This is a genomic window from Streptomyces sp. NPDC000075 (assembly GCF_040301925.1).
Classification (GTDB): domain Bacteria; phylum Actinomycetota; class Actinomycetes; order Streptomycetales; family Streptomycetaceae; genus Streptomyces; species Streptomyces polychromogenes.
The window spans coordinates 147836-171822 of sequence record NZ_JBEPFL010000007.1; the positions used below are offsets into that span (position 1 = coordinate 147836).

A 23987-nucleotide genomic window follows, 5' to 3' on the forward strand; every position below is an offset into this window, starting at 1 on the left:
GCCGGCTCTCGGGCCGCGGGCCGGCGCCCCGGGATTGCCCTGTTCGCATGAACCGAGCGATCCGTATTGACGGGCACGCCGCGCAGGAAACAGCAGGAATACTCCCCTCCGCAGGTCTCAGGGTACCCGCGGAAGGGGTCAAAGGTAAAGGGATTCCCAAAGAGGGGTCACTGGATGGTCATCGACCGGTCACGGGCCGCCCGCGTCCGCCTACGGCCGGGCGGCCCGGCGGGCCCGCGCGACCCGGTCCAGTGCCTGGTGGAGGACCCGGCTGCCCTGCGGGGGCAGGTCCGGCTCGAAGGTCCAGGCGTGCTGGACCCAGGGGTCGGCGAGGTGGTGGTCCGGTACGGGCGACAGCCGCATCAGCGAGCGCCACAGGGGGTCCAGCAGCGGTCCGTAGGCGGAGGCCTCGTCGCGGTCGGCGACCATCAGCAGGTGCACGCCGGCCGAGGGGCCCTCGTCGGCCAGGTAGCGCAGCTGGGTGACGGCGCGGTCGTCGAAGCCGTGCGGGAAGTCGTGCACGATGAGCAGCTGCTCGGCCGGGTCGAGGTCCGGGGGAAGGTCCTCAGGGGCTCCGGCGCGCAGCGCCATCTGGACGAGGTCCACGCGCCGGGTCAGCCGGGCGAGGGTCTCGGCGACCCCGGCGGCGCCGGCGGCGGGCGGCGCGGCGAGCACTCCGGCGGCCACGAGCGGGGCGAGCGCGGCGGAGCCGGCCCCGGCGGCGTCGATGACGTGGACGGAGAACCGGTCGGCGGGGTGGACGGCGAGGAGCCTGGCCGCGTGGGCGACGGCCATGTCCATGGCGGCGCGGCGCAGCCGGTCGGTGTCCATGGTCATGGCGGCCTCGGAGCCGGTGCGGCCGTTGTCGATCCACAGGCCGCGCTCCATCGGGAGCCGCATCAGCATGGGGATCTTCAGGCCGGGGCTCTCGGGCAGGCTGAGGTTGCCCAGGCGCAGGGCGAGGGGGCCTTCCTCGGGGGTGCCTCCGCCGTGCCAGACGGGGTTGTCCCAGCGGGCGTACGCGGCCGGCAGCGCGGGTTCGACCACCTCGGACTCGGCGGTGAGCTGGGCGAGGTCGCGGTCGAGGACGGCGCGGGCCTGGGCGACCAGGTCGTCGCGGCGGGCCCGGGCGGCCTCGCGGGCGTCGCCGCCGGAGCCGCCGAGCCGGTGGCGGGGGTCGGACAGGGCCTCGTCCAGCTCGCGGTCGAGGCGGCTGTCGGCGAAGTCGACGGCGCCGCGGTAGGCGGCGACGGTACGGGCCAGGTCCTCGAACATGCCCCAGACCTGGTTGTAGAGGCGCTCGTCCATGGACCAGCCGCTCGCGTCCCCGGCGACCGGGACGGGGGGCGCGTCGGGGTCGGCGGGGGCCGGGGCCGGGCGGGGCGCCGGCTCGGGCGCCTCGGCGGTGGTGCGGCGGCGGCGCGGGTGGGCGTAGTCGATGGTCGGGCCACCCCCACCGGGTGCGCCTCCGCCGGGCGTGCCTCCGCCGGGTGCGCCTCCGCCGGGTCCGGGCGAGGCGGGGCCGGCCGGGGCGGGTGCGGAGCCGGGCGTGCCGGCGTACGGGGTGGCGGGGGCCGGGAGGGGGTCGGGGGGCTCGGGGACGGTCCCGGGCGTGCGCGGGGCGGCGTCCCGGTCCTGCGCGTGCGGCGGGAGCGCGGCGAGCGAGCGCTCGGCCTCCCCGCCGGGCGCGGCGGCGCGCAGGGCCTCGGCGGCCAGGGCCGCGGCCTCCGGTGCGGCCAGCCCGCCGTCGGTGAGGAGGGCCGCGAGTCCGTCGGCGTACCCCTGGCCGACGGCCCGGACCTTCCAGGCGCCCTGGCGCCGGTAGAGCTCCAGGGCGGTCAGGGCGGTCTCGGCGTCGAGGCCGGTGAGGGCGAAGGCGGCGAACCCGTCCCCGCCCGGCTCGGCGACCACCACATGCGGTGCGGGGACCGCCCCGAAGCGCGGGGGGCCGTCGGGCGGCAGGACGAGGAGCAGGCCGATGCTGTGGACCTCCGGCCCGACGGCGTCGAGGTCGACGGCGAGGGTGTGCCTCTCGGCGGCTTCGCCGGGGACCCGGATCCCGGGCGGGGCGGGGGCGCCGGGATGCGCGAGGGCGGCCGGGCCGCCGAGGCGTCCCCGCTCGTCGGCCAGCGAGGCCAGGGCGAGCAGGGCGGTGCCCGCCGTGACCCTGACCTCCACCGTGCCGTGGGGCACGGGGTGGTTCTGCCCCCGGACCAGTTCGGCCGTCATCGTGCAGCCCCTCCCCCGTGCCTTCTTCTCTTGTTCCGCGTCGTGCTTACAGGTGCGGCAGGATCGCCGGCATCAGGTCCTGGAAGGTCCGGCCGTTGGCCGGGGTGCCGAGGGCCGTCATCTGCCAGCCGCCGCCGGCCCGGGACACCTTCGCCATGATCTGCGCGGTGTACTGGCCGCCGCCGTCGAGGGTGTAGCGGGCCAGTTCCTGGCCGTTGGTCTCGTCGACGATGCGGCAGAACGCGTTCTGCACTTCCTGGAAGGTCTGGCCGGTGAACGAGTTCACCGTGAAGACGATCGTGTCGATGTGCACCGGCACGCGCTGGAGGTCGACGAGGATGGCCTCGTCGTCCCCGCCCTGGCCGACGCCGCCGACGAGGTTGTCACCGGTGTGGCGGACGGAGCCGTCGTCGCTCTGCAGGTGCCGGAAGAACACCACGTCCACGGGCTGCTTGTCGGCGAACAGCACCGCCGAGGCGTCCAGGTCGATCTCGCGGGTGCGCGAGCCGAACAGCCCGCGGCGCTTGGCCGCCTGCCAGCCGAGGCCCATGCGGACCGCGGTCAGCGTGCCGCCGCCCTGCTTCTCCAGACTGATGGCCTGACCCTTGGTCATGTTGACCGTCACGCGCGTCCCCTCTCCATAGCCACCCCCAGGCAGCGTGTACCTGCGGCTGTTCCCACACCCTACTGACCGCCCCGGGGGTCAGGCGAGGCCCGCTTCGCGCATCTGCCGGAGCTCCTTCTTGAGCTCGCCCACCTCGTCCCGGATGCGGGCCGCGACCTCGAACTGGAGCTCGGCGGCCGCGCCCCTCATCCGCTCCGTCATCTGCTCGATGAGGGCGGCCAGTTCGGCGGCGGGGCGGTCCGTGGGCACCTCGGCGGCCTTCGCCCCCTTGGCTCCCTTGCCGGCCTTCGTCCGGGCGGCCTCGCCGAGCGCCGGGACCGGGGCCTTGGCGCCCTTGCCGTCCTTGGCCTGCCGGTAGCCGGTGCCGAGCAGCTGCTCGGTGTCGAGCTCCTCGCGGGCGATGGTGGCGACGATGTCGTTGATCTTCTTGCGGAGCGGCTGCGGGTCGATCCCGTTGGCCGTGTTGTACGCGATCTGCTTCTCGCGGCGCCGGTTGGTCTCCTCGATGGCCCGCTCCATCGCCGGGGTCATCTTGTCCGCGTACATGTGGACCTGGCCGGAGACGTTGCGCGCGGCGCGGCCGATGGTCTGGATGAGGGAGGTCCCGGAGCGCAGGAAGCCCTCCTTGTCGGCGTCGAGGATCGCCACCAGCGACACCTCGGGGAGGTCGAGGCCCTCGCGCAGCAGGTTGATGCCGACCAGGACGTCGTACTCTCCGGCGCGCAGCTCGCGCAGCAGCTCGATGCGGCGCAGGGTGTCGACGTCGCTGTGCAGGTAGCGGACCTGGATGCCGAGCTCCAGGAAGTAGTCGGTGAGGTCCTCCGCCATTTTCTTGGTGAGGGTGGTGACCAGGACCCGCTCGTCCTTCTCCACCCGCTGGCGGATCTCGTGGACCAGGTCGTCGATCTGGCCCTCGGTGGGCTTGACGACGACCTCGGGGTCGACGAGGCCGGTGGGGCGGATGATCTGCTCGACGAAGCCGTCGGCGCGCGAGAGCTCGTAGTTCCCGGGGGTGGCCGACAGGTAGACGGTCTGGCCGATCCGCTCCTGGAACTCCTCCCATTTCAGCGGCCGGTTGTCCAGGGCCGAGGGCAGGCGGAAGCCGTGGTCGACGAGGGTCCGCTTGCGGGAGGCGTCGCCCTCGTACATGGCGCCGATCTGCGGCACGGTGACGTGCGACTCGTCGATGACGAGGAGGAAGTCCTCGGGGAAGTAGTCGATCAGGGTGTTGGGAGCCGAGCCGCGCTCCCGGTCGTCCATGTGCAGCGAGTAGTTCTCGATGCCGGAGCAGGAGCCGATCTGGCGCATCATCTCCAGGTCGTAGGTGGTGCGCATGCGCAGCCGCTGGGCCTCCAGCATCTTGCCCTGCTTCTCCAGCTCGGCGAGGCGCTCCGCCAGCTCGGCCTCGATGCCGCGGATCGCCTTCTCCATGCGCTCGGGGCCGGCGACGTAGTGGCTGGCGGGGAAGACGTACAGCTCGCGGTCCTCGCTGATGACCTCGCCGGTCAGCGGGTGCAGGGTGGAGAGGGCCTCGATCTCGTCGCCGAACATCTCGATGCGGACGGCCAGTTCCTCGTAGACCGGGAAGATCTCGATGGTGTCGCCGCGCACCCGGAAGGTCCCACGGGTGAAGGCCACGTCGTTGCGGGTGTACTGGATGTCGACGAAGCGGCGCAGCAGCTGGTCCCGGTCGATCTCCTCGCCCACCTTGAGCGGGACCATCCGGTCCACGTACTCCTGGGGGGTGCCGAGGCCGTAGATGCACGAGACGGAGGCGACGACGATCACGTCACGCCGGGTGAGCAGCGAGTTGGTCGCGGAGTGGCGCAGCCGCTCCACCTCCTCGTTGATCGAGGAGTCCTTCTCGATGTAGGTGTCCGACTGCGGAACGTAGGCCTCGGGCTGATAGTAGTCGTAGTACGACACGAAGTATTCGACGGCGTTGTTCGGCAGGAGCTCGCGGAACTCGTTCGCCAGCTGGGCGGCGAGGGTCTTGTTCGGCGCCATCACCAGGGTCGGGCGCTGGAGCTTCTCGATCATCCAGGCGGTGGTCGCCGACTTGCCGGTGCCGGTGGCACCGAGCAGGACGACGTCCTTCTCACCCGCGCGGATGCGCTTCTCCAGCTCGGCGATGGCCGCCGGCTGGTCGCCGCTGGGCTGGTAGGGGCTGACGACCTCGAAAGGCGCCACCGTGCGTTCGATCTTCGATACGGGCCGCATGACTCCACCGTACGGCCCCCCACTGACACTCGGGCGCGCGCACGCGCCCCGCCCCCGTCCGGAGGGGTCCCCGGGCCCGGGAGGGGTCCGTCGGACGGAGCGGACCTCCTCCTTTCTGGTCCGTTTGTCGTAGTTCGGTGGCGTCGGTGTGATCTTCGAGCCCATGATCGCGGTGAACGCTCCGCCGTGAAGTGCACAGCCACGACGACTGCCGGTCCGCACCCGGCTGACGCAGGAACAGGGCTCGCCCGACCCGAGGAGAACGCACATGTACGTCCGATCCGCCACCGCGGCAGCCGCCGCCTTCCTGGGCTTCACCCTGACCCTGCTGGGCGGGACGGCGTCGGCCGCCGCCCCCGGACCCGGATCCGCCACCGGCGCGACGGGGCTCCTGGGTCCGACCGTGTACGCCCACCGGGGGGCCTCCGCGTACGCCCCGGAGAACACCCTCGAAGCGATCGACCTGGCGATGCGGCTGGGCTTCGACTGGGTCGAGAACGACGTCCAGCGGACCAGGGACGGCGAGCTGGTGGTGATCCACGACGACACCCTGGCCCGCACCACCGACGTCGAGCAGGTCTTCCCCGACCGCAAGCCCTGGCGGGTCAAGGACTTCACGGCGGCGGAGATCGCCCGGCTGGACGCGGGGAGCTGGTTCTCGCCCCGCTTCGCCGGCGCCCGGGTGCCGACGCTGCGCGCGTACATGGAGCGGGTCCAGCAGAACCGGCAGAGGCTGCTGCTGGAGATCAAGAAGCCGGAGCTCTACCCCGGGATCGAGGAGCAGACGCTGGAGCTCCTGGACGGACTGGGCTGGCTCGACGAGAACCACGTCGCGCGCCGCCTGGTGGTGCAGAGCTTCAGCGCCGACTCCGTGCGGATCGTGCACCGGCTGCGCCCCGACCTGGTCACGGCCTTCCTGGGGACCCCGACCGTCGCCGACCTGCCCCGGTACGCCGAGTTCACGGACCGGATCAACCCGTGGCACACGACGATCTCGGCGGACTGGGTGAAGGCGGTGCACGGGCTGCGGGGGGCGCACGGCAAGGCCATGGAGGTGGACACCTGGATCGTGGACGACGCGCCCACGGCCCGGAAGGTCCGCGAGATGGGGGTGGACGGGATCATCACGAACGCGCCGGACGTCGTACGGGGGGCCGTGGGCGGCTTCTAGGGGGTCGGGCTCGGCTCGGCGGCGGCGCTGTCGGCGGGGCGCCGTACCGTGGAGGCGTGGACAGCACCGAGCGGCCCCGCGGGCCGCACCTCGAATGGACCGTCCTCCCCAGCGAGATCGGTCCCCTGCTCCTGGCCGCGACCCCCGAGGGGCTGGTCCGGGTGGAGTTCCATGCCGGGCCGGACCGGGCCGGCCGGATGATCGACGCCCTGGTCTCCCGGCTCGGCGCCGACGCCTGGCGCCCGGAACCGGGCCGGGAGGTCCTGCTGGCGGAGCCGATACGCCAGCTGAAGGCCTACTTCGCCGGTACGCTGCGCCGCTTCGACCTGCCGCTGGACTGGCGGCTCAGCTCCGGGTTCAACCGCCAGGTGCTGCTGGAGCTCGACCGCTCGGTGCCCTACGGCTCGGTGGTCGGCTACGGGGAGCTGGCGGCCCGGGTCGGGCAGCCGGGGGCGGCCCAGGCCGTGGGCAACGCCATGGGCTCGAACCCGCTGCCGCTGGTGGTCGCCTGCCACCGGGTGGTGGAGAACGACGGCGGCATCGGGGGCTTCGGGGGCGGGCTGGAGGCCAAGCGGACCCTGCTCGCGCTGGAGGGCGTCCTCCCGCGGCCGCTCTTCTAGGCCGTGCGGGTCGGGCCCCCGTGACCGCGTCGGTCCCCTTCCACCCGGTTCCCCCCGGCGGTGGGGGGTGGGACACTGCGGCGGTGCTTCCTGCTGCCGCCCGTGGCCCCGCCGCCCGCCGTCCCGCCCCGGACCTCCCGCCCGCGCGCCCGCGACGGGGGTGTCCGGCGTGACCGCCTCCCCCTCGACCCCGCCCGCGGCCTCCCGCGCCGCCGGGGGGACCGCGCCGCCCGTGACCGCCGCCGATCTGCCCCGGATCCAGCGCCGGATCTCCACGGTGCTCATCGCCGGCCAGATGCTGGGCGGCCTGGGCGTGCCCATCAGCATCGCCCTGGCCCCCGTACTGGCCACCGAGATCAGCGGCACCGAGGCGCTGTCCGGGTTCGCCTCCACCGCCGCGGTGATCGGCACCGCCCTGGTCTCCCTGCCGCTCGCCGCCCTGACCACCGCCCGGGGGCGCCGGGCGGGGCTGCTGGCCGGGTACGCGATCGGCACGGCCGGAGCCGGCCTGGTCGTGCTGGCCGCCGCCGTACGGAGCTTCCCGCTGCTCATGCTGGGCATGGCCGCCTTCGGCGCCGCCTCCTCCGCCAACCTCCAGGCCCGCTTCGCCGCCGCCGACCTCGCCGCCCCCGACCGGCGGGCCCGCGCGATCTCGGTGGTGGTCTGGGCCTCCACCATCGGCGCGGTGCTCGGCCCCAACCTCTCCGCCCCGGCCAGCGACAGCTTCGCCGGCACCTCCATACCCCAGACGGCGGGGCCCTTCGTCTGGGCCGCCGCCGTGTTCGTCCTCACCGGCACCCTGCTCGGCGTCCTGCTGCGGCCGGACCCGCTGCTCACCGCGCGGGCGCTGGCCGCGCCCGGGGAGGAGTCCCGCCAGGGGCGCTCCCTGCGCGCCGGGGTGGCCGCCGTCAAGGCCTCGCCGCGGGCCCGGCTCGCGCTGCTCACCGTCGCGGTGTCACACACCACCATGGTCTCGATCATGGTGATGACCCCGGTCGACCTCGGCCACCACGGCGCCGGCCTCAAGCTGGTCGGGCTGGTGATCAGCGGGCACATCGCGGGCATGTTCGCCTTCTCGCCCGTCATGGGCTGGCTCGCCGACCGGCTCGGCCGGTTCTCCGTGATCGGCCTCGCGGCCGGGCTGCTCTCCCTCGCCGCCCTGCTCGCCGGTACGGCCGACGGCGACCACGCGCAGAGCGCGGCCGGTCTCTTCCTGCTCGGCCTCGGCTGGTCCGCCGGCATGGTCTCCGGCTCGGCGCTGCTCACCGACTCGGTGCCGCAGCCCGCGCGGGCCGCCGTACAGGGCCTGAGCGACCTGACGATGAACGCGGCGGCGGGCCTGGGCGGCGCGGCCGCCGGCCTGGTGATGTCCCAGGCCGGCTACGGCTGGCTGAACGCCATCGGCGCCGCGCTGCTGCTGCCGATGGCGGGGCTGGCCCTGTTCACCGCCCGGCGCCATCCGGCCGACGCCTCCCGGTAGCGCGGCGGAGGCCGCCGGGCGGGGCCGTCAGAGGTTGATGTGGTAGGCCTTGCGCAGGGTCTCGTGGACCGTCCAGGTGGTCTTGTCGCCCTCCCGCAGCACGCAGGCGGAGCCGGGACCCAGCTCCAGCGTCGCACCGCCCTCGACCTCGACGGTGGCGCGGCCGCCGACGACCACGAACAGCTCGTCGGCCTCGGTGTCGGTGACCACCCCGGGGGTGATCTGCCAGATGCCCCGGATCTGGGAGCCGTCCTCGGACTCCCAGAGCACCTTGCCCGTCACCACGGGGGTGCCGGAGACGATCTGGGCGGGGTCGAGGTCCTCGGCCTCCAGCTCGCCGTCGGGGACGTCGGCGACGGAGACGGCGAAGGAGGCGGGGGCGCTGTGGTCACTGGTGCTCATGGTGCGCCAGCCTAGGGTGGCGGCCCCGGCCACGGGGTGATCAGAGCGTCCAGCACGGGCGCGGCGCACACGTCATTCCGTCGAGCCGGGGGGCGGCTTCGCGCCGGAGTGGGAGGGGCGCGTTTGGGGGCGCGCGTCCCGTGCCATGGATGGGGACATGCCACAGCACAGAGCATCCGAGGTCCCGGTCCTGTCGGAAGAGGTGCGCGAGGCGCTCGCCGCGCGCCGGCCCGTCGTCGCCCTGGAGTCGACGATCATCGCCCACGGCCTGCCCCGCCCCCGCAACCTGGCGGTGGGCCTGGAGCTGGAGGACCTCGTACGGGCGGAGGGCGCGGTCCCGGCGACGGTCGCGGTGGTCGACGGGGTGGCGTACGCGGGCCTGGACAAGGCCCGCCTGGAGCGGATCGCGGCCGGCGGGGACGTGCGCAAGCTCGGCCACCGCGACCTGGCCCCGGCCCTCGCGACGGGCGCCACGGGCGCCACGACGGTCTCGGCGACGGCCCTCCTGGCCGCGCGGGCCGGCCTGCGGGTCTTCGCCACGGGCGGGCTGGGCGGCGTGCACCGGGAGTTCGCGCGGACCCAGGACGAGTCGGCGGACCTGTCGCTGCTGGCGCGGACCCGGATCACGGTGGTGTGCGCGGGCGTGAAGTCGATCCTGGACGTGCCCGCCACGCTCCAGCGGCTGGAGACGCTCGGCGTCGGGATCGTCGGCTACCGCACCCGCGCCTTTCCGGGCTTCTACCTGGCCGACTCCGGCGAGCCGGTCGACTGGACGGTGGAGCGCCCGGAGGAGGTCGCCGAGGTGATGGCCGCTCAGGATGCCGTCGCCGGGCCGGAATCGGCCCTGATCGTGGCCAACCCGGTCGACCCCGCCGACGAGTTGGACCCCGCCGTGCACGACCGGGTCCTGGCGGAGGCCCTGGCCGGGTGCCGGGAGCGCGGGATCACCGGGCAGGCGGTGACGCCGTTCCTGCTGGAGTACCTGGTACGGGCCACCGGCGGGGCTTCCCTGGAGGCGAACCTGGCGGCGGTACGGGGCAACGTGCGGCTCGGGGCGCGGATCGCGGCGGCGTGGGCGGCCCGGGCGTGACGGGGGCACCGGGGGCGCTGCTGGTCGTCGGGGACGTGGTCACGGACGTGGTGGCGGTGCACCGGGAGCCCCTCGCCCCGGCCACCGACACCGCCGCCCGGATCCGCACCCTGCCCGGCGGTGCCGGAGCCAACGCGGCCTGCTGGGCGGCGCGTACGGGCACCGCCGAGGTACGGCTCCTCGCCCGGGTGGGCTGCGAGTCGGCGCGCTGGCACGAGCGGGCGCTGGTCGACGCGGGGGTGCGGCCCCGGCTGGTGGTCGACCCGGCGGAGCCGACCGGCACGGTGGTGGCGCTGGTCGGGGCGGACGCGGAGCGGACGTTCCTGACGGACAGCGGGGCCTCCCTGCGGCTGTGCCCCGCCGACTGGGCGCCCGCGCTGCTGGACGGCGCGGCCCACCTCCACCTGTCCGGCTACCTGTTCTTCGCCGAGTCCAGCCGCGAGCTGGCCCTGGTGGCGCTGCGGGCCGCGCGCACGCGGGGGGTCCCGGTGAGCGTGGACCCCGCGTCGGCGGGGTTCCTGGCGGGGCTGGGTCCCGGGGCCTTCCTGTCGGCGGTGGCGGGGGCCGCGGTCCTCCTGCCGAACGAGGACGAGGCCCGGCTGCTGGCGGGCCTGCCGGACACGGCCCGGGCCGCCGAGGCCCTCAGCCTGCGGGTGCCGCTGGTGGTGGTGACGCGGGGCACGGGCGGGGCGCTCGTCGCCGAGGACGGCCGGATCACGGCCGAGGTGGCGGCGGAGCCGGTGGAGGCGGTGGACACGACGGGTGCGGGCGACGCCTTCACCGGCGCCTTCCTGGCGGCGCGCCTCACGGGCGCCACCCCGGCCGCCGCCGCCCGCGCGGGCTGCCGCGCGGCGGCCCGGGCGATAACCCGCCTGGGCGGCCGCCCCTGACCCGCCGCACGGGGCCTTCTCCCCGCGCGGCGGCGGCCCGGGCGCTACGGGCGGCGGAGCCCGGTCCAGGCCGGGTGGCGGGGGTCGTCCGCGCGGACGAGGGCGTCCGCCACCGACCCCGGGTCGGTCTCCCGCGCGTAGCGGGCGAACGCCGGCAGCGTCCAGCGCTCCTCGGCCGGCGTCCGCCGGGCCAGCGCCCCCTCCGAGAGGCTGATGTGCACGCTCAGGTCGAAGGGGAACCACTGCCCCAGCAGCAGCGGCCCGTGCACGATCAGGACCCCGCCCGCCGGGAGCTCGACGTACGGGCTGCGCGTGGCCCGGTCGGTCACCGGGTCCCACAGGTCCGGCAGGACGCGCCCGCTGCCGTCCGGGTCGGTCGGCGCGAAGACCTCCCGCCACAGCGCGCCCGTGTCGTACCAGCCGCCGAGGTACGCGTCCACGTCCTGGCGCCCGAACTCGAACCGCAGCGAGGCCGGCCGCAGGAACCCGCCGGCCGCCACCACCAGCGCGGATCGCCCGCGCTGCCGCAGGGCTTCGGCCAGTTCGCCCGCCAGCACCCCGGTGCCGGCCGCCGGCGCCCCGTCGATGCCCACGCGCTGCCACGCGCCGCCCTCCCGGGGCGGCTCGTCGAGGTGGCCGGCGAGCCGCTCGGCCATCCGCTGCCAGGTGATCGCTTCCAGCTTCACGAACCCATTGTCAGTGGTCGCCCTTAGCGTTTTTCACGAGGGATCACCGGTGAACAGGAGCCGGCGGCCCGACTCTTGGGGAGGGGTCTGTCATGGCTCGGGAGACGACGTACCTGGAGCTGTCGCAGGAGGACGGCGCCGCGCACAAGTTCTACGAGGTGACCCTCGACGGCCTCACCGTCTCCGTGCGCTACGGCCGCATCGGCGCGGCCGGCCAGCTGCAGAGCTCGTCGTTCCCGACGGCGGACAAGGCCCGGGCGGCCGCGGCCAAGAAGATCGGCGAGAAGGTCCGCAAGGGGTACGCGCCGGCGGTGCGGGGGGCGCGGGCCGCGCGGTCGGTGACCCGCCGGCAGGTGGCCTCGGCGCCGTCGACGGCCCGCGCGGTGGCGCCGGTGCTGTGGCGCTTCCGCACCGGCTCGGCGGCCTTCGGCATCCACGTGGACGAGGACCGCTGCTGGGTCGGCAACCAGGCCGGTGACGTCTACACCGTCAGCCACGGCGGCGAGGTCCTCGCCCGCTACTCCCTGCCGGACGGGGTGAAGTGCCTGGTCGCGGACGAGTTCTGGATCTACGCGGGCTGCGACGACGGCACGGTGTACGACCTGTCGTCCAAGGTGCCGTTCGGGGCGTACGGCATAGCGGCCGATGTGGACATCTACTGGCTCGACATCCACGAGGGCGTGCTCAACGTCTCCGACGCCAACGGCGGTCTGACCGTCATCGACCACGAGGACGAGCACCAGTGGTCACGCAGGTCCGCCGGCGGGGGCGCCTGGATGGTCCGGGCGGACGAGCGGGCGGTGTACCACGGCCACAGCGGCGGTGTGACGGCCTACGCGGCGGACGGCACGGGCCAGCTGTGGCACACCGGGACGCCCGGCGGGGTGCTGTTCGGCTGGCAGGAGCGGGACGCGGTGTACGCGGGGACGGTGCGCAACACCGTGCAGCGCCTGTCGAAGGCGACGGGCGCGGTCGAGGCCTCGTACGCGTGCGACGCGGCGGTCTACTCGTGCGCGACGTCGCCGGACGGGCGGCACGTGTTCGCCGGTGACTCCTCGTCCTCGGTGTACTGCTTCGGCGCCGACGGGCGCAGGCTGTGGAAGCTGGGCACCGGCGGGGGGTCCGCGCTGTCGATGCAGTACCTGGACGAGCGGCTCTACCTGGTGACGACGGACGGCTCGCTGGTGTGCGTGGACGCGAGCGAGGCGGCGATCGCGGCGGCCCGGCGGGGTTCCGTGCCGGCCGCCGTGGACGTGAAGTCGGCGGCGGCGCTGCCGGTGTTCACCCCGGCGGCCTCGCCCGCGGCGGTGGCGACGGTCTCGGTGGCGGCGGCCCCCTCGGGCGGCGTGGTCGTCGAGTGCGTGCAGGTGGGCGGGCGGATGCGGGTGCAGGTGGTGTCGGACGGCTTCGAGCCGGACTGGAACGTCCAGTTCCCGCGCGGGATCCGGGAGGCCGGGGCCCGGTACGTGGTGGACGGGCTGCACGCGGCGACCGGGGGGTTCTACCGGGTCCGCGGGGAGATACGCCGGCTGGTCTGACCGGCCGGGGCCGGTGCGGCCCCGCGCGGGGGCGGTGCCGTGGTGGACGGGGGTCTCCACGGCACCGCGCCCGGGCGGGGCGCGTGACCGGTCCAGGGTGCCTCGCCCGGAGCGGTCAGGGGGTGTGGTCCGGGCAGCCGCAGAAGGCGGCGCCCGGCGGGGGCGGGGCGGGGACGGCCCAGGGGTCGTCGTCGGCGAGTGCGCAGGTGATGTGGAGGACGACGGGCTCGGCGGTGAGGTTGCGGCCGAGGTGGACGTGGTCGCCGCCCTCGGGTTCGACGAAGGTGGCCCCGGCCGGGTGTACCTCGACGGCGCCGTCGCCCAGGATCCGGGTGAGGGTGCCGGAGGCGACGACCGCCATCAGCGGTACGAGGTGGTAGTGCCAGCCCGTGCAGCCGCCGGGCGGTATGACGACCTCCCGGCCCGTGAGGTCCGCGGGGACCCCCGTTCCCGGGAGCCGTTCCCTCGTCGCCTGCCGTCCGCCCATGTGCTCTCCTCCACGGGCTCGCCTGCGGCCCTTGGCGGCTCACGCTAGGTGGAGGTCACGAGGTCCGGACAGATTTTCGCAATAACCAATTACCCATCTCCATAAGGTGATAGAGGGACCGGTCGGCGGTATCACATCGGCATGAGTCTCGTCGTCTTCGAGTCACTGAGGCCGATCCACTGCGCCGAGTGCCGGCGGGGCCCCCTGAGGCACGTCGTCCGCGAGTCCGGGGTGCCGCGCTGTCTCGACTGCGCGGATCTCGGACACCTCGTCTACCTGCCGCGCGGGAACGCGGCGCTCACCCGCCGCGCGCGGGAGGCCAGTTCACTGTCGGCCGTCGTCGTGCGCCGGCACCGGGGGCGCCGGCGCTACGAACGGCAGGGGCTGCTGGTCGAGGACGCCGCCCTGGCCCGCGCCGAGCGGGCCTGTCTGGCGGACGCCGAGGCCCGGGCCCGGCGCCGGGCCCGGGACCGGCTGCGCCGCGCGGCCGAGGACGTCCGGTTCACGGCGGCGTTCGCCGCCGAGATCCTGCGGCTGTTCCCGGGCTGTCCGCCCGAGCGGGCGCGGGCGATCGCCGCCCACGCCTCGCTGCGCGGCAGCGGCCGGGTCGGCCGCACCGCGGCCGGCCGGGCCCTGGACGAGCAGGCGGTGTCGATGGCGGTCCGGGCGGCCGTGCGCCACACCGACACCGAGTACGACGCGCTGCTGATGGCGGGAGTGCACCGGTTCGAGGCCCGCGCCCGGCTGGCCGCCCGGATCGACGCGATCCTCGACGGCTGGCGTGCGGGGCCCGTCAGTTGACGCGGAAGCGGCGGTAGAGGAGCACCCCGCCCAGGAGCAGGGCGCCGCTGCCGGGCAGCAGGTAGCCCAGCCCGTCGGATCCGGTGTGGGCGAGGGCCGAGGGGGCGCCGGGCGGCAGGGACGGGGCCGACGGGGTGACCGGCCGCTCGCTGACCGGCGGCAGCGGCTGGGGCGGCGTGCCGCCGGTGGGGGTCTCGCCGTTGACGGAGGTGTTCCCGTGAGAGCCGTTGCCGGCGCCGACGACGCTCACCGAGTTGCCGCTGACGTTGAGCGGGAGGTCGACGGGCAACTGGACGCCGTTGCCGGACAGCACCCCCGGCGAATCCTTTCCCCGCCCGTCCGCTCCGGCCCCGCCCCCCTGGCCGGAGCCGGGTTTCCCGGGATGGGAGGGCCTCGGATCGGGATGGCCGCCGTCCGGGGACGCGTTGGTACAGCGGTTGCCTGCGGCCGGGTTGAGCACACCGGCCACGCTCACGGTGTTCCCGCACACGTTCACCGGGACGTGCACCGGCAGCTGCACCAGGTTCCCCGAGAGCAGACCCGGCGAGCGCTCCGCGGACCCGCCCGCGTCCGCGTCGGCGTGGGCGAGGCCGCCCACGCCCGCCACCGCCAGTCCGCCACCCACGGCCATCGCCGCGATCACACCGTTCCGACGACTGAGACGCATCGGCTTTTCCTGCCTTCCGGAGGGGTTTCACGGGCGTCGCGCCCGTACCGGGGACAACGCGGTGAACCCGTTCGGGTTATAGAGCCGGTAGGCATTTCACTCCATCGTGTACTGGGTAATGCCTACCTCATGACTGAACGACCACTACTCCTGCTGGACGTGGACGGCCCGCTCAACCCCTTCCGGTCCCTCTCCGCGGGCCTGCGCGGCTACACGAGCCACCGCATGCGCCCGGACGTCTGGCTCTCCTACCGCGACCCGGAGTCCCGCCGTGCCCGGCGGGGCGTGCGGGTGCGCCTCCACCCCTCGCACGGCGCCCGTCTGCTGGCCCTGCCCTTCGACCTCACCTGGGCCACCGCCTGGACGCACCAGGCCAACACCCTGATCTCCCCGCACATCGGGCTGCCCGCCGACCTGCCCGTCGTCGACTGGCCGGTGCTCTTCGCCCGCGACCCGGACGGCCTGTCCTGGAAGACCCGCCACCTCCTGGAGTGGGCCGCCGGGCGCCCCTTCGCCTGGGTCGACGACATGATCACCCCGCAGGACCGGGCCTGGGTCCGCGAACACCACCCGGCGCCCGCCCTGCTGCTGCGCGTCCTGCCCCGGCACGGCCTGCGCGACCGGGATTTCGCCACCCTGTCCTCCTGGGCGGCCGGGCTCAGCCCCGCAGGGCGCTGACCGGATCCGGGGACGGCCGGCCGGTGGGCCACCAGTCATCCGTCCCCGGCCGGCACTCGTAGGCGTACCAGAGCCCGTCACGGCCCAGCCGCAGTTGACGCGTGCGGTCCGTGAGCCGGTTGCGCTCGGGACGGAAGGAGCCCAGGCCGGCGGCGAGCAGGGCGGGACGGGCCCGGTCGAAGGGGCCGGCCGGCGGGTCCCACGGCTCGTCGAGGACGGTGAGCGCGGGCAGAGCGCCCTGCCGCCAGGCCGCGGCGGCCCTGGCCAGGTCGGTGGTGGTCCGCCCGGTGGCCCGGGCCAGGTCGCGGTAGAGGGTGCGGGCCGCCCCGGTGAGGCCCGCCGTGGGGTGCGCGGAGGCCAGCCGGACGGCGTCCTGCCACAGGCCGAGCCCCGCGATCGGATCCTCGCCCGTGGTCAGCAGGGCCAGGGCGCGGGCGGCGGCGTCGGTCGCGAGCTGCTCCAGCGCCAGCGGGTCCGGGGCCGCCGGGTCGGCGGGATAGGCGGGCGGCGACCCCACCGCATCCGGCGCGGGGAGCGGAGCGGGCAGCGGGGGCAGGACGCGGCGGGCCACCGCCGCGCGGGCCGGGACGCCGGGGAAGTCCGGTGCGGTGTCGGGCCGTTCCCGCGCCGCGTGGGCGGCGTTGCGCCGGGCCAGGTCGTCGAGGAGCTCGCGCTCGCCCCGGCCGCGCAGGAGCAGCAGGACGAACGGATCGGCGTCGAGGAGGCGGGCCGCCCGGTAGCAGAGGGCGGCGGCGTGCTTGCAGGGCGGCCGCGCCGGGTCCGGGCAGGAGCAGCGGGCCCCGAGCTCGCCCGCACCGGGCAGGATCCGCCCGGCGAGGGACCGCGGGACCTCCCGCTCCAGCAGCGCGGCCAGTGCGGTCGGATCCGCCGCCACCGCCTCCAGCACCTCGGCCCACTCGGAATCCGTGAAGGCGCCCAGGGTCAGTTCCGTGCGGTACGGGCGGACCCGGCCGCCCCGGACGTAGGCGACGATCCGGCCGGGGGTGACGGTGACCGCGTCGACGTGGCCCTCGGAGGCGTAGGTACGGCCTCGGGCCAGGCGGGCGGCGTCGGGGGCGCGCTCCTCCAGGGCGCGCACCCAGGCGCGGCCCCACCAGGTGGCGGCCTCCACCCCGGCGGGGACGGTCTCGAAGGTGCGGCGGCGGTCGTCCCGCGCGGTGATCATCCGGGCCTCCGCAGCGAGACGAGATCGGCCAGCTGTCGGTCGGTGAGTTCGGTCAGGGCGGTCTCCCCGGTGCCGAGGACGGCGTCGGCGAGGGCGCGTTTGGAGGCGAGGAGTTCGGCGATGCGGTCCTCGACGGTGCCTTCGGCGATGATGCGGTGGACCTGGACGGGCTGGGTCTGGCCGATGCGGTAGGCGCGGTCGGTGGCCTGTTCCTCGACGGCGGGGTTCCACCAGCGGTCGTAGTGGATGACGTGCCCCGCGCGGGTGAGGTTGAGGCCGGTGCCGGCGGCCTTGAGGGAGAGCAGGAAGACGGGGACCTCACCGGACTGGAAGCGGTCGACGAGTTCCTCGCGGCGGGGGACGGGGGTGCCGCCGTGGAGGAGCTGGGTGGGGATGTTCCGGGCGGCGAGGTGGCGTTCGAGGATGCGGGCCATGGTCACGTACTGGGTGAAGACCAGCACGGAGCCGCCCTCGGCCAGGATCGTGTCCAGCAGCTCGTCGAGCAGGGCGAGCTTGCCCGACCGGTGCGGGATGCGCGGATCGGCCTCCCTCAGGTACTGCGCCGGGTGGTTGCAGATCTGCTTGAGCGAGGCCAGCAGCTTCATGATCATGCCGCGCCGCTCGATGCCCTCGCTCCCCTCGATCACGGCCATCGCCTCCTCCACCGCCGCCTGGTAGAGCGAGACCTGCTCCCGCGTCAGGGACACCGGGTGGTCGGTCTCGGTCTTGGGCGGCAGCTCCGGGGCGATACCGGGGTCGGACTTCCTGCGGCGCAGCAGGAACGGCCGCACCAGCGCCGCCAGCCGGGCGACGGCCGCCTCGTTGCCCCCGTCCTCCTCCTGCTGGTGCTCCACCGGGCGGGCGTGGCGGGCCCGGAAGGTGGTGAGCGGTCCGAGCAGGCCGGGCGTGGTCCAGTCGAGCAGGGCCCACAGGTCGGACAGGTTGTTCTCCACCGGGGTGCCGGTGAGCGCGACCCGGGCCGGGGCGGGGATGGTGCGCAGGGCCTTCGCGGTCGCCGAGTGGGGGTTCTTGACGTGCTGCGCCTCATCGGCGACGACCAGCCCCCAGCTCTGGGCGGCCAGACGCCCCGCCGAGGCCCGCATCGTCCCGTAGGTGGTCAGGACGAAGCCGCCGTCGAGGGAGTCGAGGCTGCGGTCCCCGCCGTGGAAACGCCGCACCGCCACCCCCGGAGCGAACCGCTCGATCTCCCGCTGCCAGTTCCCCAGCAACGACGCCGGACACACCACCAGCGTCGGCTCCGGACGCGCCCGCCGCAGATGCAGCGCGATCAGCGTCACCGTCTTGCCCAGCCCCATGTCATCCGCCAGACAACCCCCCAGCCCCAGCGAACACATCAGATCCAGCCACGCCAGACCCCGCAGCTGATAATCCCGCAACACCGCCTTCAACCCCGCCGGAGCCACCACCGGCCCCACCTCACCCGTCAACCGGTCCCGCAGCGCCGCCAGCGCCCCCACCGGAACCGCCTCCACGGCCTCCCCGTCCACCTCGGCCGTCCCCGTCAGGACGGTGGCCAGCGCGTCCACCGGGTCCAGGAGCCCCAGCTCCCGCTTGCGCGCCTTGCGCACGAGCTCCGGATCGACCCGCACCCACTGGTCGCGCAGCCGCACCACCGGCCGGTGGGCCTGCGCGAGGGCGTCCATCTCCGAGGGGGTGAGCCGGTCCCCGCCCAGCGCGAGCTCCCAGGAGAAGGCGAACAGCGCGGCGGCGTCGAAGAAGGCGGTGCCGTCGGTGGCGGAGCCGGGCGCGGCCTGCCGGACGACGGCGGTCGCCGTGAGGGTACGGGCCAGCTCGCGCGGCCAGTGCACCACGACCCCGGCCCGCTCCAGCCGGGTCGCGGCCGTGCCGAGGAGGTCTTCGAGCTCCGGGTCGGACAGCGCGAGCACATCGGGTACGGGCTGGTCGAGCAGGCGCAGCAGCGGCGGCCAGACCCGGCCGGCCCGGCGCAGGGCGAGTACGGCGTCGATCCGGGCGCGCGGCCCGAACCCGCTCGCGGCGGCTCCGGCCCACAGCGCGGCGGCGTCCGTCACCAGGGTCGGGTCGGCGAGGCTGTGCACCTGGACCACGGCGGACCCGGCGCGGCGGACCTCCTCCGGTTCCGCCTCGTCGAAGAGCCGGAAGCCGGACAGGTCGAGCCGCAGGGAGATCCCCACCCCGGCGTCGGCGCCCGCGGCGACCTGCGCCGCCCACTCCCCTATCCCGGGCACCGGCTGCGGCTGCGCCGCCGCGAACGGCGGCCCGGCGGCGAAGGGCGCGGCCGGGGTGCGGGGCAGGGTGTCGGCGACGGCGTCGAGGAAGGCCCGGACCAGGGCCTCCGGCTCGGGAAGGGCCAGCGGGCGGCGCCCGGGGAGCGGGGTGGCGTACCCCTCGTACGGGAGCGCGCCGGCGACGGCACGCAGATACGCCACGTCCTCGGCGTCGAGCGGGCCGGCCCGCCAGGCGTCGATCCCCTCCGGGGTGAGACCGGGCAGCAGCCGGCCCCGCGCGGCGAGGCCCAGCGCCTGCACGGCCGCGGTGCCCCAGGCCCGGGTGGCGGGGTGGGCGGCCGGGCTGTGCGCGGCCCGGGCCAGCAGGGGCAGGGCCTCGGCCACGGGCAGGGCCACCGCGGGCACGGTGCGGGTACGGACCCCGGTGCCGTGGGGCCGCACCACCTGGAGCGGCTGCGGGGCGCCGGCCTCCTCGGGCAGCGGCTCCCCCTCGGGGCACCAGAACGCCACCCGCCCCTCGCGGGGGACGGCGGCGGGGAGGAAGACGGCGGCCCTGCGCAGCAGCGGCCGCCACGGCGACGGCGGCATGGTCACGGGGTCCCCCTCCCTGGTCTCCGGCTCCGCCCGGTCATGGCGGATCCACTGCCGCCGAGTCTAGGCGGGCCCACTGACAAGGGCACTGACCTGGGCTTACGGGCCCCCGGCACCGGCGGCCCGCGTGGGACCATGGAAGAGAGGTCTCCGTCAGGGCGAGGCGATGGGCATGCGCACCGGAAACGAACCGCTGACCGCCCGCAGCCCGCTGCGGCTGCGGTTCTGGCTCAGTCTGTGGGGGCTGGTGTGGGCCGCCGCCGGGGCGGCCGCGTTCTCACTGGCCGGACGGCCCGGGTGGGCCGCGGCCTGCGCGGCGCTGGCGGTGGTGGCGGCCGTGGACCTGGCCGTCGTGGTGCGGCACATCCACCAGGGCCCGCACTACCAGCCCGGCCCGGACATACCCCCGTACGAGCCCCCGCGCGGCCGCTGACGGCACCCGGCCGGGGCACCGGCCCCGGCCGCCGCCGGCTCAGCCCTCGAAGCGGGCCGCGGCCAGGTACTCGGGCTGCGGGTCGAGGGCGGCGGCGAGCCGGAAGTGCCGGCGGGCCTGCTCGTGCCGCCCGGAGCGCTCATGGGTGCGGGCCAGCGCGAAGTGGGCGAAGGCGTTGTCGGGCTCGCGCTCCAGGACCAGCTCGAACTCCAGCTGCGCGGGCCGCAGCTGCGCCGCCGCGAAGAAGGCCCGGGCGCGCAGCAGCCGGGCCGCGGTGTTCTCGGGATGGGCGGCTATGACGGAGTCGAGCAGCCGGACCGCGCCGCGCGGGTCCCGGGCCGCGAGGAGCTGCTCGGCCGCCCGGTAGTCGATGACGTGCGTCTCGGGAGTCGGGGAGCCGGAGGGCTCCGGCGGCGACGGCGGTGTGGGCGTGGTGTCGGGCACGATGTGTCTCCTTCCCTCTGCGCACGCCGTCAACGCGCGTCCGCGCCACGGTTGTTCCCCCGTCCCCCGGCGGCCACCCTCCGTGACCGCCGCCGTCGCCCGGCGGACGGGGCACGTACCCGCGCCGCGGCCCCGGCGACCGCCCCGTCACTCCGCGCGCGCCGCCGCCCGCTCGCCGAGGCGTTCCCACACCTGGCGCACCTGGGGTTCCAGCGCCTCCAGCGGGCCGTCGTTGTCGATCACCAGCGTGGCCACCGCCAGCCGCTGCTCCCGGGTGGCCTGCGCGGCCATCCGGGCCCGGGCCTCCTCCTCGGTCATCCCGCGCAGCGCGGTCAGCCGGGCCAGCTGGGTCTGCGGGGCGGCGTCCACGACGACGACCAGGTCGTACAGCGGCGCGAGGCCGTTCTCCGTGAGGAGCGGTACGTCGTGCACCACGATCGCGCCGGGCCCCGCGGCCCGCTCCAGCTCGGCGGACCGGGCCCCGACCAGCGGGTGGACGATCGCGTTGAGGGTGCGGAGCTTCTCGGGGTCGGCGAAGACGATCGCCCCCAGCTTCGGCCGGTCCAGCGTCCCCTCACCGGTCAGCACGGACTCACCGAAGGCCTCCACCACGGCCGCGAGGCCGGGCGTACCCGGCTCGACGACCTCCCGCGCGATCCGGTCGGCGTCCACGACGACCGCCCCGTACCCCGCCAGCAGCCGCGAGACCTCGCTCTTGCCGGCACCGATTCCGCCTGTCAGGCCCACCTTCAGCATGCCCAGCACCCTAGCGCGCGGCCCCGGACGGCCCCACCCCGTCCCCCCGGGTCCCGGCTACCCCTCGCCCTCGCGCTCCGCGAGGAACCGCTCGAACTCGCGGCCGATCTCGTCCGCCGTGGGGATCTCCGCCGGTTCGGCGATCATGTTGCCCCGGGTCTCGGCCCCGGCGGCGGCGTCGTACTGGTGCTCCAGGCCCTGGACGAGGCTGACGAGTTCCTCGTCGCCCTCGCGGATCTGGCGGTCGATCTCCGTCTGGGTGCGGTGCGCCTCGGTCCGCAGGGCGTGCGCGACGGCCGGCAGGACCAGCCCGGTCGCGGCCGTGATCGCCTCCAGCGCGGTCAGCGCCGCGTCCGGGTAGGGGGAACGGGCGACGTAGTGCGGGACGTGCGCCGCGACGCCGAGCACGTCGTGCCCGGCCTGGCCCAGGCGGAACTCGACCAGCGACTGGGCGCTGCCGGGGACCTGCGCCTCGTCGAAGGGGCTGCGGTGGCCGGGCATGAGGTCGGTGCGGTTGCCGTGCGGGGTGATGCCGACGGGCCGGGTGTGCGGGACGCCCATGGGGATCCCGTGGAAGTTGACCGAGAGCCGGACGCCGAGCCGCTCGACGATCTGGCGGACGGCGACGGCGAAGCGCTCCCACTCCACGTCCGGCTCGGGGCCGGAGAGCAGCAGGAAGGGCGCGCCGGTGGCGTCCTGGACGAGGCGGACCTCCAGCCGGGGCTCCTCGAACTCCGTCCAGTGGTCGCGCTGGAAGGTGAGCAGCGGGCGGCGGGCCCGGTAGTCCACCAGCCGGTCGGAGTCGAAGCGGGCCACGACCTGGTGGGGCAGGGTGTCGAGGAGCCGTTCGACGATCTGCTCCCCGGTCTCGCCGGCGTCGATGTACCCCTCGAAGTGGTAGAGCATGACCAGTCCGGCCGAGTCCTGGGCGAGCGCCAGGTCGGCCACCGCCAGACCCTTGGCGTCCCATTCGTACAGACCCTGTGGATCAAGCACCCTCACCACTCCTCCCTCGCGCCGTGTTCTCTGCTGGCAACGTCCAAGGGGGCCCGGTCATTCCCCAGTTGGCCGGATTCACGAGAACGCAACACCTGCCGGGAGGTCCGGGAACGCGAGGAGGCCCGCCCCCCGGAGGGGACGGGCCTCGTCGTTCAGCTCACTTCACGCCGGAGCGTGGAGCACTCGCTGCGCTGCGATCAGCTCTGGCCGCCGGCCAGCTTCTCGCGGAGCGCGGCCAGGGCCTCGTCGGACGCCAGGGCGCCGGAGGTCTCGTCCGCACCCTCGGAGGAGTAGGAGCCACCGGAGATGCCCGCACCGGCGTTGCCACCGGCGGCCGGGGCGGTCTCGCCCGCGGCGGCAGCGGCCTCGTCGGCCTCGCGGCTCTTGATGACCTGCGCCTGGTGCTGCTCGAAGCGGACCTGCGCCTCGGCGTACTGGCGCTCCCACGTCTCGCGCTGGGTCTCGTAGCCCTCGAGCCAGTCGTTGGTCTCGGGGTCGAAGCCCTCGGGGTAGATGTAGTTGCCCTGGTCGTCGTAGGACGCGGCCATGCCGTACAGGGTCGGGTCGAACTCGACCGACGCCGGGTCGGCACCGAAGGACTCGTTGGCCTGCTTGAGGGACAGCGAGATCCGGCGACGCTCGAGGTCGATGTCGATGACCTTGACGAAGATCTCGTCGTTGACCTGGACGACCTGCTCCGGGATCTCCACGTGGCGCTCGGCCAGCTCGGAGATGTGGACCAGACCCTCGATGCCCTCGTCCACGCGGACGAACGCACCGAACGGAACCAGCTTGGTGACCTTACCCGGGACGACCTGGCCGATCTGGTGGGTCCGGGCGAACTGCTGCCACGGGTCCTCCTGCGTCGCCTTCAGCGACAGGGAGACGCGCTCGCGGTCCATGTCCACGTCGAGAACCTCGACGGTGACCTCCTGGCCGACCTCGACGACCTCGGACGGGTGGTCGATGTGCTTCCAGGACAGCTCGGAGACGTGCACGAGGCCGTCGACGCCGCCCAGGTCCACGAACGCACCGAAGTTGACGATCGAGGAGACGACGCCGGAGCGGACCTGACCCTTCTGCAGGGTGGTGAGGAACGTCTGGCGAACCTCGGACTGGGTCTGCTCGAGCCAGGCGCGGCGGGACAGGACCACGTTGTTGCGGTTCTTGTCCAGCTCGATGATCTTCGCCTCGAGCTCCTTGCCCACGTAGGGCTGGAGGTCGCGGACGCGACGCATCTCGACCAGGGAGGCCGGGAGGAAGCCGCGGAGGCCGATGTCGAGGATGAGACCACCCTTGACGACCTCGATGACGGTACCGGTGACGATGCCGTCTTCTTCCTTGATCTTCTCGATCGTGCCCCAGGCACGCTCGTACTGAGCGCGCTTCTTGGACAGGATCAGGCGGCCTTCCTTGTCCTCCTTCTGGAGAACCAGGGCCTCGATCTCGTCGCCGACCTTGACGACCTCGTTCGGGTCGACGTCGTGCTTGATCGAGAGCTCGCGGCTCGGGATCACGCCTTCCGTCTTGTAACCGATGTCGAGCAGGACCTCGTCCCGGTCGACCTTCACGATGACGCCGTCGACGATGTCGCCGTCGTTGAAGTACTTGATCGTCTCGTCGATCGCGGCCAGGAAGGCTTCCGCGTTACCGATGTCGTTGACCGCTACCTGCGGAGTGGTGGTGGCGGTGGTCTCGGTGCTGCTCGTCATGTGGGAAAGGGCTCCGGTTACGGACAGAAAGTCGTAGGTACTGCTACGCCGGGA

General features: G+C 74.6%; 22 protein-coding genes. 9 read left to right on the forward strand and 13 right to left on the reverse strand.

Going from position 1 to position 23987, the window contains the following annotated elements; genetic code table 11:
* Positions 1 to 210 precede the first annotated feature (210 nt).
* The 3 genes from ABT403_RS11355 to uvrB form a co-directional block, all read right to left on the reverse strand.
* Entirely contained in the window at positions 211 to 2229 is a 2019-nt protein-coding gene (locus tag ABT403_RS11355; RefSeq protein ID WP_344154391.1) for a TerD family protein, read from the reverse strand.
* A 46-nt stretch (positions 2230 to 2275) separates the two neighbouring features.
* Positions 2276 to 2854 (reverse strand): TerD family protein, encoded by a 579-nt coding sequence (locus ABT403_RS11360; RefSeq protein ID WP_344154388.1) that lies wholly within the window; start codon positions 2852 to 2854, stop codon positions 2276 to 2278.
* A 78-nt stretch (positions 2855 to 2932) separates the two neighbouring features.
* On the reverse strand, positions 2933 to 5074 hold the full coding sequence (uvrB, locus tag ABT403_RS11365; RefSeq protein WP_344154385.1) for an excinuclease ABC subunit UvrB: 2142 nt from the start codon (positions 5072 to 5074) through the stop codon (positions 2933 to 2935).
* Between the two features lie 268 nt (positions 5075 to 5342).
* On the opposite strand from uvrB, the gene ABT403_RS11370 reads away from it, so the two are divergent.
* From ABT403_RS11370 to ABT403_RS11380, 3 genes are all read left to right on the forward strand, one after another.
* The gene (locus ABT403_RS11370; protein ID WP_344154382.1) at positions 5343 to 6245 is read left to right on the forward strand and encodes a glycerophosphodiester phosphodiesterase; all 903 of its coding nucleotides are present in this window, start codon (positions 5343 to 5345) and stop codon (positions 6243 to 6245) included.
* A 56-nt stretch (positions 6246 to 6301) separates the two neighbouring features.
* Positions 6302 to 6865 (forward strand): methylated-DNA--[protein]-cysteine S-methyltransferase, encoded by a 564-nt coding sequence (locus ABT403_RS11375; RefSeq protein WP_344154380.1) that lies wholly within the window; start codon positions 6302 to 6304, stop codon positions 6863 to 6865.
* Positions 6866 to 7034: 169 nt separating this feature from the next.
* On the forward strand, positions 7035 to 8345 hold the full coding sequence (locus tag ABT403_RS11380) for an MFS transporter (RefSeq protein ID WP_425580135.1): 1311 nt from the start codon (positions 7035 to 7037) through the stop codon (positions 8343 to 8345).
* A gap of 27 nt (positions 8346 to 8372) precedes the next feature.
* Here the strand turns inward: ABT403_RS11380 and ABT403_RS11385 are convergent, their stop codons facing one another.
* Positions 8373 to 8747, reverse strand: coding sequence for a cupin domain-containing protein (locus ABT403_RS11385; RefSeq protein WP_344154377.1), 375 nt, complete (start codon positions 8745 to 8747; stop codon positions 8373 to 8375).
* A 157-nt stretch (positions 8748 to 8904) separates the two neighbouring features.
* Between ABT403_RS11385 and ABT403_RS11390 the strand changes: the two genes are divergently transcribed.
* Together ABT403_RS11390 and ABT403_RS11395 are read left to right on the forward strand one after the other, a co-directional pair.
* Positions 8905 to 9837, forward strand: a complete 933-nt coding sequence (locus ABT403_RS11390; RefSeq protein ID WP_344154374.1) for a pseudouridine-5'-phosphate glycosidase — start codon at positions 8905 to 8907, stop codon at positions 9835 to 9837.
* Complete coding sequence (locus ABT403_RS11395; protein WP_344154371.1) at positions 9834 to 10727, forward strand: carbohydrate kinase family protein; 894 nt, start codon at positions 9834 to 9836, stop codon at positions 10725 to 10727. Before ABT403_RS11390 ends, ABT403_RS11395 begins: the two co-directional genes overlap by 4 nt.
* 44 nt (positions 10728 to 10771) lie before the next feature.
* Here the strand turns inward: ABT403_RS11395 and ABT403_RS11400 are convergent, their stop codons facing one another.
* Positions 10772 to 11413 (reverse strand): nucleoside/nucleotide kinase family protein, encoded by a 642-nt coding sequence (locus ABT403_RS11400; protein WP_344154368.1) that lies wholly within the window; start codon positions 11411 to 11413, stop codon positions 10772 to 10774.
* Between the two features lie 92 nt (positions 11414 to 11505).
* Between ABT403_RS11400 and ABT403_RS11405 the strand changes: the two genes are divergently transcribed.
* Complete coding sequence (locus ABT403_RS11405) at positions 11506 to 12951, forward strand: WGR domain-containing protein (protein WP_344154365.1); 1446 nt, start codon at positions 11506 to 11508, stop codon at positions 12949 to 12951.
* A gap of 115 nt (positions 12952 to 13066) precedes the next feature.
* On the opposite strand, the gene ABT403_RS11410 is transcribed toward ABT403_RS11405, so the two are convergent.
* Positions 13067 to 13438 carry a cupin domain-containing protein gene (locus ABT403_RS11410; protein WP_344154362.1) on the reverse strand — a complete coding sequence of 124 codons (372 nt, stop codon included), beginning with the start codon at positions 13436 to 13438 and terminating at the stop codon, positions 13067 to 13069.
* 141 nt (positions 13439 to 13579) lie between these two features.
* On the opposite strand from ABT403_RS11410, the gene ABT403_RS11415 reads away from it, so the two are divergent.
* Entirely contained in the window at positions 13580 to 14239 is a 660-nt protein-coding gene (locus ABT403_RS11415) for a DUF2293 domain-containing protein (RefSeq protein ID WP_344154359.1), read from the forward strand.
* On the opposite strand, the gene ABT403_RS11420 is transcribed toward ABT403_RS11415, so the two are convergent.
* Positions 14232 to 14906, reverse strand: a complete 675-nt coding sequence (locus ABT403_RS11420) for a chaplin (RefSeq protein WP_344154356.1) — start codon at positions 14904 to 14906, stop codon at positions 14232 to 14234. The two genes, ABT403_RS11415 and ABT403_RS11420, sit on opposite strands and share 8 nt — an antisense overlap.
* Before the next feature lie 129 nt (positions 14907 to 15035).
* Between ABT403_RS11420 and ABT403_RS11425 the strand changes: the two genes are divergently transcribed.
* Positions 15036 to 15584: a hypothetical protein gene (locus tag ABT403_RS11425; protein WP_344154353.1), complete on the forward strand. Its 549-nt coding sequence runs from the start codon at positions 15036 to 15038 to the stop codon at positions 15582 to 15584.
* Here ABT403_RS11425 and ABT403_RS11430 read toward each other — a convergent pair.
* Complete coding sequence (locus ABT403_RS11430) at positions 15565 to 16770, reverse strand: SWIM zinc finger family protein (RefSeq protein WP_344154350.1); 1206 nt, start codon at positions 16768 to 16770, stop codon at positions 15565 to 15567. The genes ABT403_RS11425 and ABT403_RS11430 overlap by 20 nt on opposite strands.
* A complete protein-coding gene (locus tag ABT403_RS11435; RefSeq protein ID WP_344154881.1) occupies positions 16767 to 19586 on the reverse strand; it encodes an SCO1167/SCO6262 family helicase in 2820 nt (939 codons plus the stop codon). The genes ABT403_RS11430 and ABT403_RS11435 overlap by 4 nt, the downstream gene beginning before the upstream one ends.
* A gap of 175 nt (positions 19587 to 19761) precedes the next feature.
* Here ABT403_RS11435 and ABT403_RS11440 point away from each other — a divergent pair, with 175 nt between their 5' ends.
* On the forward strand, positions 19762 to 20022 hold the full coding sequence (locus tag ABT403_RS11440; RefSeq protein ID WP_344154347.1) for a DUF6343 family protein: 261 nt from the start codon (positions 19762 to 19764) through the stop codon (positions 20020 to 20022).
* A 39-nt stretch (positions 20023 to 20061) separates the two neighbouring features.
* Here ABT403_RS11440 and ABT403_RS11445 read toward each other — a convergent pair whose 3' ends face one another.
* The 4 genes from ABT403_RS11445 to rpsA all read right to left on the reverse strand — a co-directional run bounded on the left by ABT403_RS11445 (position 20062) and on the right by rpsA (position 23933).
* Positions 20062 to 20466 carry a tetratricopeptide repeat protein gene (locus ABT403_RS11445; protein ID WP_344154344.1) on the reverse strand — a complete coding sequence of 135 codons (405 nt, stop codon included), beginning with the start codon at positions 20464 to 20466 and terminating at the stop codon, positions 20062 to 20064.
* A gap of 147 nt (positions 20467 to 20613) precedes the next feature.
* Positions 20614 to 21222 carry a dephospho-CoA kinase gene (gene coaE / locus ABT403_RS11450; RefSeq protein ID WP_344154341.1) on the reverse strand — a complete coding sequence of 203 codons (609 nt, stop codon included), beginning with the start codon at positions 21220 to 21222 and terminating at the stop codon, positions 20614 to 20616.
* A gap of 57 nt (positions 21223 to 21279) precedes the next feature.
* Positions 21280 to 22218 carry a PAC2 family protein gene (locus tag ABT403_RS11455; protein WP_344154338.1) on the reverse strand — a complete coding sequence of 313 codons (939 nt, stop codon included), beginning with the start codon at positions 22216 to 22218 and terminating at the stop codon, positions 21280 to 21282.
* A 200-nt stretch (positions 22219 to 22418) separates the two neighbouring features.
* Positions 22419 to 23933 carry a 30S ribosomal protein S1 gene (rpsA, locus tag ABT403_RS11460; protein WP_042812805.1) on the reverse strand — a complete coding sequence of 505 codons (1515 nt, stop codon included), beginning with the start codon at positions 23931 to 23933 and terminating at the stop codon, positions 22419 to 22421.
* Positions 23934 to 23987: the final 54 nt, after the last annotated feature.

Coding starts and splice junctions, on each gene's coding strand:
- rpsA (WP_042812805.1), bottom strand. CDS start 23,933: ATGACGAGCAGCACCGAGACCACCGCCACCACCACTCCGCAGGTAGCG.
- ABT403_RS11435 (WP_344154881.1), bottom strand. CDS start 19,586: ATGCCGCCGTCGCCGTGGCGGCCGCTGCTGCGCAGGGCCGCCGTCTTC.
- uvrB (WP_344154385.1), bottom strand. CDS start 5,074: ATGCGGCCCGTATCGAAGATCGAACGCACGGTGGCGCCTTTCGAGGTC.
- ABT403_RS11415 (WP_344154359.1), top strand. CDS start 13,580: ATGAGTCTCGTCGTCTTCGAGTCACTGAGGCCGATCCACTGCGCCGAG.
- ABT403_RS11440 (WP_344154347.1), top strand. CDS start 19,762: ATGCGCACCGGAAACGAACCGCTGACCGCCCGCAGCCCGCTGCGGCTG.
- ABT403_RS11430 (WP_344154350.1), bottom strand. CDS start 16,770: ATGATCACCGCGCGGGACGACCGCCGCCGCACCTTCGAGACCGTCCCC.
- ABT403_RS11420 (WP_344154356.1), bottom strand. CDS start 14,906: ATGCGTCTCAGTCGTCGGAACGGTGTGATCGCGGCGATGGCCGTGGGT.
- ABT403_RS11410 (WP_344154362.1), bottom strand. CDS start 13,438: ATGGGCGGACGGCAGGCGACGAGGGAACGGCTCCCGGGAACGGGGGTC.
- coaE (WP_344154341.1), bottom strand. CDS start 21,222: ATGCTGAAGGTGGGCCTGACAGGCGGAATCGGTGCCGGCAAGAGCGAG.
- ABT403_RS11355 (WP_344154391.1), bottom strand. CDS start 2,229: ATGACGGCCGAACTGGTCCGGGGGCAGAACCACCCCGTGCCCCACGGC.
- ABT403_RS11370 (WP_344154382.1), top strand. CDS start 5,343: ATGTACGTCCGATCCGCCACCGCGGCAGCCGCCGCCTTCCTGGGCTTC.
- ABT403_RS11425 (WP_344154353.1), top strand. CDS start 15,036: ATGACTGAACGACCACTACTCCTGCTGGACGTGGACGGCCCGCTCAAC.
- ABT403_RS11390 (WP_344154374.1), top strand. CDS start 8,905: ATGCCACAGCACAGAGCATCCGAGGTCCCGGTCCTGTCGGAAGAGGTG.
- ABT403_RS11405 (WP_344154365.1), top strand. CDS start 11,506: ATGGCTCGGGAGACGACGTACCTGGAGCTGTCGCAGGAGGACGGCGCC.
- ABT403_RS11385 (WP_344154377.1), bottom strand. CDS start 8,747: ATGAGCACCAGTGACCACAGCGCCCCCGCCTCCTTCGCCGTCTCCGTC.